Here is a 13467-nt window from a genome sequence, read left to right as displayed (position 1 = left end):
GCATGTATTGCGGAGTTATCCTCAGAGGTGCCGTAAGGCAGACTGACAGACTCTATACCTATCATGTTCCCGAAGAACTGGAAGGTTCCGTTCTTCCGGGATCGATGGTATCCGTTCCTTTCGGAATGGGGGATACTCAGAAGACCGCAGTTGTAATCGAACTCAAGGATTCATTTGACGGTGATTTAGCGAAGATTAAGGACATCGGTTCGCTGATGTCCTCTCTTCCCGTGCTTAACGGTGATCAGATCGCCATGATCGGCAATATCAGCGAGAGGTTTAACTGCACCAGAGGCGAAGTGGTAGAACTCATGGTGCCTTCATGTGTCGTTAATCATAAAGATCCCATGGAGGTTTTTGTTGAGCTCATTTCAGAGCAGACAGCAAATGACGTTCTCGACAGTGAGAAGCTCAGATCAGCCGCGCATATAAATATTCTCGAGTATCTTCTCGAACGCGGCAAGTGTACGAGAAAGGAACTCATGACTTCATTGTCATGTTCTGCAGCTCAGGTAAAAGCACTTGAGGACAAAGGTCTTGTAAGACTCGTGAAGGAGACGGCGGAAGAAGATGCATCGGCTGTGGCAGAAGATGAGGTCCTGCAGGATAAGTTTACCGAAGAATATGATCTTGCTCCCGAGCAGCAGGAAGCGGTCGATGAGATTTGCAATGGCATTGACAGCAGGACTGCCGGTACTTTTCTGCTCTTCGGCATCACCGGAAGCGGAAAGACCGAAGTTTATCTCAATTGTGCGAAGAAGGTAATAGCTGACGGCGGAAGCGTCATATATCTTGTGCCCGAGATATCACTGACACCACAGACCATCAGCTGGATAAAGGGAAGACTCGGTGACAGTGTTGCGGTGCTCCACAGCAGGCTGACCGACAAACAGCGCTACGAGCAGTGGAACAACATCAGGACGGGCAGAGCAAAGGTTATAGTCGGCCCAAGGAGCGGAGTCTTTGCTCCGGCGGTAGATCTCAGGCTGATAATACTGGACGAGGAACACGACAGTTCATATAAGTCCGAATCGCATCCAAGGTATTCCGCAAAGGATATCGCAAGGCTCAGGTCCCAGAAGACCGGATGTACGGTTGTCCTGGGTTCCGCCACACCTTCCGTTGAGAGTTTCTATGCCGCCCAGAAAAATGCTTATAAATTACTTGAACTTAAGAACAGGGCAAGGCAGGAAGCAGTTCTGCCCGAGATAATACCTGTCGACATGAAAGAACAGATAAAACTCGGAAGTGGGGATATGCTGTCTCTTCCTTTGAGGCAGGCGATGTCTGTCGCATTTTCCGAGAACAAGCAGGCCATACTGCTGCTCAACAGGAGGGGCTTTTCGAGAACTCTCATATGTGAAGACTGCGGTGAGCCGGTCACCTGCAAGAACTGCTCCGTTGCCATGACACTGCACAACAGCAGGCGCAACGGCACGCAGAGCCTTATATGTCATTACTGCGGATATACGCTTCCGTCCTATGAGGCGAGGTGCTCTTACTGTGGCGGCAATCATTTTACGAAGGCGGGATTCGGTACCCAGCAGCTCGAGGAGTTCCTCCATCAGGTGTTCCCGCATGAGAAGGTCTTAAGGATGGACCAGGATTCCACCATGACTCCCGGCGCGCACAAGGAGATAATCGAGAAGTTTGCGAATAAAGAGGCTTCGATACTTATAGGCACCCAGATGATCGCCAAGGGTCTGGATTTCCCTGACTGCACGGTGGTAGGTGTTTTAGGTGCCGATCTGATGCTGGCCTCATCGTCATTTAAGGCTTCGGAAAGAGCGTTCCAGCTGATAACGCAGGCTGCGGGAAGAGCCGGCAGGGGAGATCATCCGGGTATAGTTTTCATTCAGAGCTACAGGCCGGATCAGCCTTTGTTCAGATTCGCATGCTCTCAGGATTACAGGGCTTTCTACGATCAGGAGATAGAGTACAGGAAAAAGCTCAATCTTCCTCCGTTTAAAGCGGTGGGTGAGATAGTGCTCTCGCTTACCGATGAGGACAAGCTCATCCAGCGGGCTAATATACTTGCCAAGTATCTTAACGATTTTCTTTCGTTTCAGGACCCGAAATACCAGTTTGAAGTGTACGGACCGATACCCTGTGTTATTTACGAGCTGAGGGGACGGTACAGAATGTCGTTTGTTATCAAGTCGGTAAACAAATCCGCCATAAACAGCGTGTTCAAAAGACTCATTGCTGACTTTGACCACGTGAAGTATCCGATGTCCTTCGATAACGATCCACAGGAAGGTTAAATTCCTTTGATTGTGCGCTGTGGAAGTACAATTGTGCACCCCAGAAGTATAAATTGACTATTAATAATATTAGGTGTTAAAATCCATTAGTCAAAATAGGTTTTAGGGTTAAAACTCGTATTTTTGTTAATCTTTCACTAGGAGGCATATATATGTCCAAGCCTGTATTTGTAGGTGCCGGTGTTGCCATCGTTACTCCTTTCTTTGAGGATGGCGGGATCAATTTCGATGAACTCGGACGCCTTATCGAATTCCAGATAGCGCAGGGCATCGATTCCATAATCATCTGTGGTTCGACCGGCGAAGCTGCCACCATGACAGAAGAAGAGCACGTTGAAGCTATCAAGTTTGCTGTTGATACAGTTGCCGGAAGAGTTCCCGTTATCGCAGGAACAGGTTCCAACGATACCGCATTCGGCGTTTCTCTTACTAAAAAGGCATATGAGCTCGGCGCTGATGCTGCATTACTCGTAACGCCTTATTACAACAAGTGCACCCAGGAAGGACTTTTCCGTCACTACGCAAAGATCGCAGAGGCGGTTCCCGAGCTTCCCATCATACTTTATAACGTTCCTTCAAGAACAAACGTAAACATCGGACCTGAACTCCTCAAGAGACTTTCCGTTTACGAGAATATCGTAGGCGTCAAGGAGTGCAATTTCGGTCAGGTTCCCGAGATCTACAGCCTGTGCGGAGACAGATATGCGCTCTATTCAGGAGAGGACGGACTTGCTGTTCCGATGCTCTCACTCGGCGCAAAGGGTGTTATCTCAGTTATCGCCAACATCATGCCTAAGGAAACATCCAAGATGATCCACGATTACATCGACGGAAACACCGAAGATGCAAGAAATGCCCAGATCGGTTTCATTCCGCTCGTTAAGGCTATGTTCTGCGAAGTAAACCCGATCCCCGTCAAGGAAGCAATGAATATCCTCGGCTGGAATGCAGGTCCCTGCAGACTTCCTCTCTGTGAGATGAGCAAGGCAAATCACGATAAGGTCGTTGAGGTGCTCAAGCAGTATGACACTTCAGCCATGGCAGATTTTCTCGCAAAGTAAGAACGATAAGGAACAGGAGTGGAAAAATGGTCAATATCTTTCTAAACGGTTGTTGCGGCAGAATGGGCAAAGCCATTGCCGAGCTCTGTTATAACAATCCTGATTACAGGATCGTTGCCGGCGGAGACATTATCTCCAATGACAGCTACGATTTCCCGGTCTATACGAGCCTTAACGAATGTACAGAGGATTTCGATGTTATCATCGACTTTTCTAATGCAAAAGCGGTTCCCACGATCCTTGAGTTTGCTTTAACACGCAATAAGCCTTTTATATGCTGCACAACGGCGCTTTCTGACGAGACTGTCGCAAGCATCCTTGAAGCTTCGGAGAAGATCGCTGTATTCAAGTCCGCAAACATGAGCCTCGGCATCAACCTTATGGTCGAGCTCTGCAAGAAGGCTACGAAGATCCTTTATCCCGAATTTGACATCGAGATCGTTGAAGCTCATCACAACAGAAAGCTCGACGCACCTTCAGGAACTGCAATGATGATAGCATCCGCCATCGATCAGGAGATCCCCGACACTGTCGAATATGTCTATGACAGACACAGTGTCAACAAGGCCAGAGCAAAGAATGAGATCGGCATCTCTTCCATCAGGGGTGGCAATATCGTCGGTGAGCACAGTGCAATGTTCATCAGTGATGAGGAGATCCTCACGATCAGCCACAGCGCACAGACAAGAGAAGTCTTCGCCAAGGGCGCTCTTACTGCCGCAAAGTTCATGGCAGGCAAAGAGAAGGGCTATTTCACGATGTCTGATGTAATAGCTCAATATACAGATATTTAATTTTGGAGGAAATATAAATGTTTTATTTTGATGATGCAGGAACCATGAGTATGTTCGGAGCTCCGGGCGAGATGATGGGATCTGTTGCTTCCTTAGGTCTTCTTTTGATCATGTTCGTGGTCTTTTACTTTGTGCTTATCAGACCTCAGCGTAAAAAGGACAAGGAACTCAAGGAACAGATGAGCAAGCTCTCTGTCGGCGATAAGGTAGTTACTATCGGCGGTCTTGTCGGTTTTGTGGCCAATATCAAGGGAGATGAGGTCACTATCTCGACTTCGGCCGCAAATTCTCTTGTAACTTTCACGAAAAGTGCTATACAAACAGTAATCAAGCGTGACCAGCTCAATCCTGACGGATCCATCAAGAAGGTTGAGCAGCCTGAGAAGACCGGCCTTTTCGGCAAGAAGAAGGATAAGAAAGAAGACTGAGCTTTTTTATCGGCTATCACTAAAGGCCCGGATAATCACCGGGCTTTTATTTTAATCAGAGGCGAACATGGGACTGATACCTGAAAGTGTTATAGATGAAGTGCTTACCAGGGCAGATATCGAATCTGTCGTAGGCCGCTATGTGCAGCTCAAGCGTTCCGGCTCAAATCTCTGGGGACTCTGTCCTTTCCATTCTGAGAAGACGCCGTCTTTCTCAGTCCATCCCGGAAAGAGCATCTATCACTGTTTCGGATGCGGCAAGGGCGGTAATGCCATCAACTTCATCATGGAGATAGAGCATCTGAGCTATCCCGAAGCCATCAGGCATCTGGCAGGCATCTACGGTGTCGATATCCCGGAGACGGGATATTCCGGCGAGAGCATCCAAAAGGAAGAAAAGAACAGGGTAAAGGATATCCTTAAGGAAGCCGCGAAGTTCTACTATAAGTCTTTCAACGATCCTCAGATCGGTGTTCCCGCCAGGGAATATGCCGCAAAGCGGGGCCTTTCCAAACAGACCCTGGATAACTTCGGTATAGGTTATTCGCCCATGGCCAGATCGGCCCTCTACGATCTTCTTAAACAGAAGGGCTATAAGGACGAGGAACTCCTGAAGTCAGGCATCTTTGCCGTATCACCCAAAAACAACAAACCTTATGATCTTTTCCGCGGAAGGCTGATGTTTCCGATATTCGATACTTTCGGTACGATAATAGCTTTCGGTGGAAGAGCTTTGGGTGATGAGAAACCCAAGTACATCAATTCGCCCGATTCACTCGTTTACAATAAACAGAACCATCTCTATGCGATGAACTTCGCCAGGAAGGAGCAGTCCAAGCAACTCATCGTGGTTGAAGGTTATATGGACGCCATCGCGATGCATGCGGCAGGATTCAGGAATACCGTGGCCGCTCTCGGAACGTCATTTACAGACAGCCAGCTCAAGCTCTGCAGCAGATTCGCCGAGGAAGTCGTCTTCTTTTTCGATGCCGACAATGCCGGACAGAAGGCTGCTCTGAGAGCCGTCAAGATGATGATGGAATACTTAAGAAAACTTACGGGGATCAATATCCGCATCAGGATAGCAAAGGTCCCTGACGGTAAAGACCCGGATGAATACATTAGGACAAACGGCGCCGACAAGTTCAAGGAAGTCGTCAAAAATGCCCTTTATGTCGAAGACTATCTTTTGGAGAGAGCCAAAAACGACAATACCGATCCCGAGACGGGCATTCTCGACAGAGGCAGGTATCAGGAGGATATCTGTCTTTACGGTTCATGGATGAACGATGACATCAAACGCTCCAGGATGGCCGGTATTGCGGCTCCGCTGCTCGGCGCATCTCCGGATGCTGTCATCAGCCAGATGCAGAAATACAGCATGATCGAAGACAAGAAGCAGCAGCTTGCAACTTCCAGGGCGCTTGAACGCGAGAGAAGGGAAGACATGAGCAGGAGGAACAGCGCTCAGGATTTCGAGACTGATCCCGATATGCCCGAACCTCCCCCGGAACAAAATGAAGAAACATCTCCCGATGAGCAGCCTGCCTTCAAGAAGGTAAATGATACCGCCACAAAAGAAGAGATAGATCTTTTCGCATATGCGCTTTCTTTGGGTACGGCACTGGCAAAGAGCGAGAAGATCGAGAAGACTGATATCATAAGACCTGACGATTTCTCGGGTGATACCTTAAGGGAACTGGTCAGGATATTCCTCAATATCTACGACGGTAAGAACGAGAAGATATTTGCCAGGATGAACGATTATTTCACGAGGCTCACGATAAACGGTCTGCCTGCCGAGAGCGTTATGCTGAAGGCTGTCGAAAATGCCGACAGGAGTGCCAATGTCCTCATCAAGACCGATATGTATCTTATGCTCCTGTTCAAGGTCAGGTCATCCGTTCTCTCCAGAGAAGAGGAAAGACTCATGGATATGCGTGCTTCTGCCGGACCTGAGGAAAAGAAGAAGATCGATCAGGCCATAAGAAAGCTGATCGAATACAAGGATTCATTAAGAAAGAGGATCGGAGAACTCTGATGCAGGAACTTACCGTCAGACTCGAGATGGTCTATGAGCAGGTAAGATCTGCCGTAAGCGAGCCCGGTTCCACGAGGGTGATAGACGTCGGTTCGGATCACGGTTATCTCGCGCTCAGATGTCTTGATTCATCCCTTGTCAGCTCTGCCGTATGCACGGAGATACATAAAGCCCCTGCCAAACGATCGGAGACAGCACTTATCCTGGCCGGATATAAGGAAAGGTCCGAAGTTTTTGTTACTGACGGCCTTAACGGTGTCCCGTTAAAGGAAGGCGATATAGTCGTCATAGCCGGAATGGGCGGTCTTAACATAATCGATATCGTTACAAGAGCGCTCAAGGATAACGGATCTGAGGTTATGAAGAAGGTAACTTTCGTTCTCCAGCCCCAGAAATCTAATGATACAGTCAGGAAATTCCTTGCGGAGACCGGTTTTACATATCAGGATGAAAGTGTTTGTTGCGACAGGGATATATTCTATAATTGCATGCGGGTAACGTATAAGGGTGAGAGTTATTCCTTAACGGATGAAGAAGCCTGTTACGGGCCCGTGCTCCTGGAAAGATATAATGAAGGGGATAAAGAGGTGATCGCTTATTTCGCGCATCTCGATGATATATTCGAGATCAGGCAGAGAAGCAATCCCGTTGTAAAGTCTGCATTGGAGGCAAGAAAGAAAAATGAACGTAAATGATATCGAGATGTTCCTTAATGAGGTTTTCCCGAAAGAGAATGCAATGAGTTACGACAACACAGGGCTTATCGCAGGCGACAGGGAAAAGATAGTATCGGCAGTGGTCCTGTCATTAGACCTTACGGACAAGGCTATAGAGACCGCCAGGAATGCCGGAGCAAACCTGATAGTCACTCATCACCCGATAATTTTTGGTGGCATAAAGACTCTTACATTGGACGATGCCACCGGCAGGACGCTTGCAAACCTGATCAGATCCGGCATCTCGGTGATCAGCTGCCACACGAACCTCGACATGACAAATGAATTCGGTAATCTCGCCATAGCCGATAAGCTCGAAGCGGAAAATCCCAAGTCCGTTGAAGGCGTTGAGTGCGGTGTTGTATACGATATAGTCACGATAGATCTAATGACACTAAGGAAATACTGCAGGTTTGTTGCAGAAAAGCTCGGCTCGAGCGGCATTATCACGATCAATAATCCCGAAAACATTGTCAGGCGGGTATTTGTTCAGGGAGGTGCCTTTGACGAGGATTCCATCCCGGGCGTGATCAAGTGCGGAGCTGATACTGTCGTATCCGGCGAGATAAAGCATCATGTATGTGTTGCATTGGAACAGATGGGGATCAATACCGTCATAGCCGGACATTCGGCAACGGAGCAGGCATATCTTCCCAAGTTAAGGCAATTGCTCTCGGAAAAGTATCCGGGCATAGAATTTACTGTGAATTATAACAACGAAGTTCCGTCTATACTTTAAACGCTTTTATTATTAAAATAATGATGTTTTTCGGGCAGACCGAGACGATCGCGGGCGCCAGGTGAGCGAAAGCTCGGCGCATGAGGAAAGTCCGGGCTCCACAGGACAGGATGCCGGGCAGTTCCCGGTGAAGGCAACTTTAAGGAAAGTGCAACAGAAAAGAAAACCGCCCCACAAGGGTAAGGATGAAAAGGCGAGGTAAGAGCTCACCGGCGATGTGGAGACATATCGGCCTTGTAAACCCCATCCGGAGCAACGTCGTGGAAAGGTGATAACCGCGGTCCGCGGGCCTTAGGAGACGGCTTGAACGTTTTAGAGATATTACGTCTAGATAGATGATCGTCACATACAGAACCCGGCTTACCGGCCTGCACGAGAAACATAACTGATGAGATCAAATAACCGGAGGATAAAAACATGTCAGCAGAATCTTATTTGAGCAGAGGCGTATCTCCCACAAAGGATGACGTAAAGGCAGCAGTAAAGAACCAGTCCAAGGGAGTTTTCCCGGGAGCTTTCTGCAAGCTTATCGAAGATCTCGCAGGAGATCCCGAATACTGCACTGCGATCCACGCTGACGGCGCCGGCACAAAATCTTCCGTCGCTTACTTAATGTATAAGGAAACAGGCAATTACGACTGGTTCAAGGGCCTGGCTCAGGATTCACTCGTAATGAATACGGACGACCTCGCCTGCTGCGGCGTCACAGAGAACCTCATGCTGTCCAACACTATCGGCCGTAACGCTCACAGAGTTGACGGCAAGGCTATCGCTAAGGTTATCGAAGGTTATGACGAGATCATCGCAAAACTCGCAGGACAGGACATCAACATCACGATGTGCGGCGGTGAGACAGCTGATGTCGGCGACCTCGTAAGAACGCTCATCGTTGACTCGACTCTTGTGGCAAGGGCTAAGAGATCTGACGTCATCAACGCTGCAAACATCAAGCCCGGCAACGTAATAGTTGGTCTTGCTTCCTTCGGTCAGGCAACATACGAGGACAGATACAATTCAGGCATGTCCTCCAACGGACTTACGGCTGCGCGCCACATGCTCCTGAATAAGTATTACTACGAAAACTATAAGGAATCCTTCTCGGATACGCTTGGAGAGGATAAGGCATACTGCGGAAAGTACAGACTCTCCGATAATCTCCCCGGAACTGACATCACGGTAGGTGAGGCGATCCTCGCTCCCACGAGAACATTCCTTCCGGTCATCTCCAAGGTGCTCGCTTCTTACAGAGAGAATGTTTACGGCATCATCCACTGCACGGGCGGCGGACAGGCAAAGTGCCGTGACTTCGGTACCGGCGTCAGATACGTCAAGGACAATATGTTCGAACTCCCGCCGCTCTTCCAGGCTATCTATGAATCCGGTGAGATTCCGATGAAGGAACTCTATCAGGTATTCAACTGCGGACACAGGATCGAATTCTATGTTGACGAGGCTGCTGCTTCCGGCATCATCGATATCGCCAGGACATTCAACATCGATGCCAAGGTCATCGGCCATGTCGAAATGTCTTCAAACGGTAACACAAATGAAGTAATTATCAAATCTAATGGCGAGGAATATGTTTATAATTGAGTAAGAGCAGGCGATACCTGCTCAAATAAATAAAGGCAGGTGTTGTTATGGACTCACTTAAGAAGTATGTCGCCGAGTTTATCGGTACGTTCACCCTTGTTCTTGTAGGTTGCGGTACTGCTATGCTGGTAGGATGTGACGCTGCTAACGGCTGCGGATATATCCTTACTGCTTTTGCATTCGGTCTTGTTATTGTCGGAATGGCATATTGTGTAGGCAATATTTCAGGTTGCCATATCAATCCTGCCGTTTCACTGGCTTGCCTCATCGCAGGCAGAATGAATGCCAAGGATTTCTTCCTTTATTTCCTCAGCCAGACTTTGGGCGCTCTCTTCGGAGCAGCTTGCCTCAAGATCATCTTCGCTTTGGGCAATGTGGAAGATAAGACAGGCGCACTCGGATCAAACGGTCTTGCCGGCGTTAATGAGAGCTGGCTTGCAGGTCTCTTTGTAGAGTTGCTCCTTACTTTCATCTTCGTATTCGTAATCCTCGGTGTTACTGATTCCGAGTTCAAGCACGGTTCCTTCGGCGGCGTCGTTATCGGTTTCTCACTCGTTATGGTCCATATCCTCGGTATCGGCCTTACAGGTACATCCGTTAACCCTGCACGTTCCATCGGACCTGCAATCCTCGCAGGATTTGATTCACTTTCCTGCCTCTGGGTATTTGTCGTAGGACCTTTCCTCGGTGCAGCTCTTGCAGCATTCCTCTACAAGTTCATCGCATCAAACAAGAAGGCTTAATAAGCACATACTGATTCATTATTAACCCGACCGGGTATACGAAAGAGCTGTCTCATACGGGGCAGCTCTTTTGTATGGCGTAAAAAGACTGCCTCACGGGCATTTGCTCAATGAGGCAGTCGGTGGTTTTTCTTTTGAAGATCTGATCAGATCTGGTTATCGCAGTATGTCTTGTATTTGTTCTTGAGCTCGTTCATTGCGTTCTTCATTGCACGCTGATACTCGGAAGTCTTTTCCCAGTCGCCGGACTTGACCGCAGCCTTGATCCTTGTAAAGATCGAAGCCTGAACATCTGTGTCCTTTGCGAGGAGGAGCTTGAGATCCTCGATGTCGTTCCAGAGTCTGTCGTCGTAGCCGACTGAACCGTCATCGGATCTTGTGATGCTCCTGATAAGTGAGAGGTTTGCGGGGATGATCTTCTCCATGAGTTCCATCTCCCAGCGTACGAGCATTGCCTGATAGTAGGATGCGATGAGCTTGTCGTCAAAGACATTGCCTCTGCAGAGGATCTCCGCAACATTGCTGTTCTTGAGTGTCGAAAGGGACTCGAAGACAGTTGCTGCAGGTGTGCCGAAAAGTCTGTCTCTCTCATTGGAATCCATGTCTTCGAAGATGTCGTCCTCGCAGCGGTAGAGCCTGTCCTTTTCAAGGTAGTTGCTCTCCTGACCGTAAGGCTTGGTGAACTCTGCCTCGAGTTCCTTTGTATTCTTTCCGGAATCGAGCGCATAAGCGATACCGTCGAGCATTGCCTGATATACGGAAGCAAGGCAGAGGTATGTGTTTGTATGCGGGTTCGGAGCACGGAGCTCGAATCTTGTCGCATATTTTGTATCTTCGCTCCTTACGAGACCTAAGAGAACGGATCTGTTGCGCGAAGGTGTGTTTACATCCATGCCGATGGAGGCTACCGTATGTGTCGGAGCTTCGAACCCGGGTGTCAGACGCTCGAATGCGTCAGTCGTAGCAGATACGAAGGGATTGATGACATTGCTGTAGTGCTTCATGATGCCCATGAGTGAGCCCCAGCCGAATCTGCTTAGGAAGTCTGCCTTCGTGTCTTCGGGTGCGAAGAGATTGATCTTTTTTCCGTCCTTAAGGTAAGCGACAGCATTAACATGTGTGTGTTCGCCTGAACCTGCAACACCCGGAAGAGGCTTTGCATTGAAGCTGACGTCAAGACCATGGAGTCTGAAGATCTCCTTGATGATGATCCTGGCGATGAGCTCGTAATCTGCCCCCTGAAGTGCATCCGAATATTTCCAGTCGACTTCGAGCTGCTCCATGATGAAGTGGAATTCGCCCGAAGAATTGAGAGATGCCTTAACGCCGCCGACTTCCTTGTGACCCATCTCGGGATTGAAGCCGTAATGGTCGAGGATAAGGATGACCTGCTCAAGAGCCGTTCTTACGACGCCCTTTGTGCGCTTCCAATAGGATTCCTTGAGTTCCTGAGAAATGGAGAGCTGCTCCGTGCTGATGATCTCGTCGGGTGAGTTTACCCAGAACTCGAGTTCCGTAGCCGTGATGAGCGTGATCCTGTCGAGCTCGTCAGGTGAAAATCCGTAATCTGCGCAGAGTGTAGGATCGTTAAGGAAACGCTCCTTAATAGTGGACTCAAAGTATTCTGCGCTCTTGCGGAGGATCGACCTGGAGCAGACCTCTTCGTTGTTGTGCTTGAGGAAAGAAGGGATCCTCAGGGTTCCGACGGGCTTTCCGGTCTCGAAATCAATATGTTCGTAGTTATAATCGATATACCAGATAACGTTGGCATCAGGTATAAGATCGACTTTACCGTCGTTAAGAGTTGCGATGCCCGGAAGAACAACCGAGGAACCGTCGGTCTGAACGGCCTTTCCGTCCAGGTAGTTCTCAATGTTGTCCATGAAGTCCGAGATCGGGATCTTCTCGTCCGTGTCGTTTCCCATAAGGTCAACAGCGGCGAAAGATACGAACTTTATCTCGGGATGTGAACTTAAGATGTTCCTGATATCCTGGGCCGAGTGGTTTTCGGCAGGGATAACATAGAGCAGATCAGGTATAACATGGAATTCGATCATAATAGATTATGTCCTTCTAATAAATTTAACAGAGAGATTGTATCACAAGTATTACTTTATGCGTTAATCACATAAGGTAATAATGCCCCAATTTTCTAATAAGATTTGTTTTCAATTTTGAGCCGATTATCGTAAAATATTCCGTATTGAGAGATTTGAGGTGTACGGATGTTTCTGTCTTTGCTAAAGAGCATTTTTGATATAGACAATGTCGGTAAGAGGTGGGGAGTAAGGATCCTTTATCTGGTAACCGTCGTCCTGAACGCCGCTATATATTTCAATCCGTTTGCAGATACCGATTTCACGCCTCTCCAGAACTGGATAATGACGTTTTATAACATGAACGAGTATGATCCCGAGGTCTACGATGCTCTTTTCATGACATTCCCGTTGTCAAAGGGTAATATGATATATCTCGCGACACTGATCCTGGGTGACCTTATCCTTTTGACGAGCACATATATTTATACGGCTATGTTCATCAGGAATTTCAGGCTCGAAAAGATACAGTCCATCAAGGAAAACGATCCGGAAGCCTACGATTATGCGGTGCAGAGGATGCCCGACAAGCCGATCGAGATCAAAAAACTTATCGGAAGACTTTTTATCCTCGTGCTCGTGTCGGTCATAATCGCCATTCCCGTGGTATCGATCTCGCTGTATTTCATGTTCCTCGCGGTTTTGGGCCTGCCGTTCATCTTTGCGGCTCCTGCTGCTTATCTGTCCGGAGATGCTGGCCTTTTTAAGTCACTCCCTTATTCGGTAAGGCTTGCGAGGAAATATTACTTTATCAACATGAGGAGCATAGCCGTAATCATCCTGACTGCGCTGGTTCTCGATTTCCTGCTGCCGCTCCTCGCGAATGTTTCCATGACGGCGTTTTATATCCTTGATTCCGCGCTTACGGCCTGGATCTGCCTGTCCTTTGGCAGACTTATGGGCCTTGCTTACTGCACGATGAAGGATTTCCCGATAAAGGGCGGAAGAAGGCCTCTCGCCATCTGACGGTCAGGGTTTTCGCCAAGGTCTGT

General features: G+C 48.4%; 11 protein-coding genes and 1 other RNA gene. 11 read left to right on the top strand and 1 reads right to left on the bottom strand.

Annotated elements, in window-relative coordinates; all coding sequences use genetic code 11:
• Nucleotides 1-2: 2 nt before the first annotated feature.
• The 10 genes from priA to BO18_RS01635 all read left to right on the top strand — a co-directional run bounded on the left by priA (nt 3) and on the right by BO18_RS01635 (nt 10379).
• A complete protein-coding gene (gene priA, locus BO18_RS01675) occupies nt 3-2264 on the top strand; it encodes a replication restart helicase PriA (RefSeq protein ID WP_034442773.1) in 2262 nt (753 codons plus the stop codon).
• A 152-nt stretch (nt 2265-2416) separates the two neighbouring features.
• Nucleotides 2417-3325 (top strand): 4-hydroxy-tetrahydrodipicolinate synthase, encoded by a 909-nt coding sequence (gene dapA, locus BO18_RS01670; protein ID WP_051688423.1) that lies wholly within the window; start codon nt 2417-2419, stop codon nt 3323-3325.
• A gap of 26 nt (nt 3326-3351) precedes the next feature.
• Nucleotides 3352-4119: a 4-hydroxy-tetrahydrodipicolinate reductase gene (gene dapB / locus BO18_RS01665; RefSeq protein ID WP_034442770.1), complete on the top strand. Its 768-nt coding sequence runs from the start codon at nt 3352-3354 to the stop codon at nt 4117-4119.
• Between the two features lie 17 nt (nt 4120-4136).
• A complete protein-coding gene (gene yajC, locus BO18_RS32270) occupies nt 4137-4547 on the top strand; it encodes a preprotein translocase subunit YajC (protein WP_051688422.1) in 411 nt (136 codons plus the stop codon).
• A gap of 67 nt (nt 4548-4614) precedes the next feature.
• Nucleotides 4615-6588 (top strand): DNA primase, encoded by a 1974-nt coding sequence (dnaG, locus tag BO18_RS32265; protein ID WP_051688421.1) that lies wholly within the window; start codon nt 4615-4617, stop codon nt 6586-6588.
• Entirely contained in the window at nt 6588-7283 is a 696-nt protein-coding gene (locus BO18_RS01650; RefSeq protein WP_034442767.1) for a tRNA (adenine(22)-N(1))-methyltransferase, read from the top strand. Before dnaG ends, BO18_RS01650 begins: the two co-directional genes overlap by 1 nt.
• A complete protein-coding gene (locus BO18_RS01645) occupies nt 7270-8043 on the top strand; it encodes a Nif3-like dinuclear metal center hexameric protein (RefSeq protein ID WP_034442765.1) in 774 nt (257 codons plus the stop codon). The genes BO18_RS01650 and BO18_RS01645 overlap by 14 nt, the downstream gene beginning before the upstream one ends.
• A gap of 31 nt (nt 8044-8074) precedes the next feature.
• Nucleotides 8075-8422, top strand: an RNA gene (gene rnpB / locus BO18_RS32285) — RNase P RNA component class A.
• 38 nt (nt 8423-8460) lie between these two features.
• Entirely contained in the window at nt 8461-9636 is a 1176-nt protein-coding gene (locus BO18_RS01640) for an AIR synthase related protein (RefSeq protein WP_034442762.1), read from the top strand.
• Between the two features lie 47 nt (nt 9637-9683).
• Entirely contained in the window at nt 9684-10379 is a 696-nt protein-coding gene (locus BO18_RS01635) for an MIP/aquaporin family protein (protein WP_034442759.1), read from the top strand.
• Nucleotides 10380-10525: 146 nt separating this feature from the next.
• On the opposite strand, the gene BO18_RS01630 is transcribed toward BO18_RS01635, so the two are convergent.
• The gene (locus tag BO18_RS01630; protein WP_081860868.1) at nt 10526-12436 is read right to left on the bottom strand and encodes a glutamine synthetase; all 1911 of its coding nucleotides are present in this window, start codon (nt 12434-12436) and stop codon (nt 10526-10528) included.
• A 168-nt stretch (nt 12437-12604) separates the two neighbouring features.
• Between BO18_RS01630 and BO18_RS01625 the strand changes: the two genes are divergently transcribed.
• Complete coding sequence (locus BO18_RS01625; RefSeq protein ID WP_034442756.1) at nt 12605-13441, top strand: hypothetical protein; 837 nt, start codon at nt 12605-12607, stop codon at nt 13439-13441.
• Nucleotides 13442-13467 lie beyond the last annotated feature (26 nt).

The organism is Butyrivibrio sp. AE2032 (genome assembly GCF_000702965.1).
This window is presented reverse-complemented; position numbering and strand designations above follow the sequence as displayed.

Coding starts and splice junctions, on each gene's coding strand:
- priA (WP_034442773.1), top strand. CDS start 3: ATGTATTGCGGAGTTATCCTCAGAGGTGCCGTAAGGCAGACTGACAGA.
- dapA (WP_051688423.1), top strand. CDS start 2,417: ATGTCCAAGCCTGTATTTGTAGGTGCCGGTGTTGCCATCGTTACTCCT.
- dapB (WP_034442770.1), top strand. CDS start 3,352: ATGGTCAATATCTTTCTAAACGGTTGTTGCGGCAGAATGGGCAAAGCC.
- yajC (WP_051688422.1), top strand. CDS start 4,137: ATGTTTTATTTTGATGATGCAGGAACCATGAGTATGTTCGGAGCTCCG.
- dnaG (WP_051688421.1), top strand. CDS start 4,615: ATGGGACTGATACCTGAAAGTGTTATAGATGAAGTGCTTACCAGGGCA.
- BO18_RS01650 (WP_034442767.1), top strand. CDS start 6,588: ATGCAGGAACTTACCGTCAGACTCGAGATGGTCTATGAGCAGGTAAGA.
- BO18_RS01645 (WP_034442765.1), top strand. CDS start 7,270: ATGAACGTAAATGATATCGAGATGTTCCTTAATGAGGTTTTCCCGAAA.
- BO18_RS01640 (WP_034442762.1), top strand. CDS start 8,461: ATGTCAGCAGAATCTTATTTGAGCAGAGGCGTATCTCCCACAAAGGAT.
- BO18_RS01635 (WP_034442759.1), top strand. CDS start 9,684: ATGGACTCACTTAAGAAGTATGTCGCCGAGTTTATCGGTACGTTCACC.
- BO18_RS01630 (WP_081860868.1), bottom strand. CDS start 12,436: ATGATCGAATTCCATGTTATACCTGATCTGCTCTATGTTATCCCTGCC.
- BO18_RS01625 (WP_034442756.1), top strand. CDS start 12,605: ATGTTTCTGTCTTTGCTAAAGAGCATTTTTGATATAGACAATGTCGGT.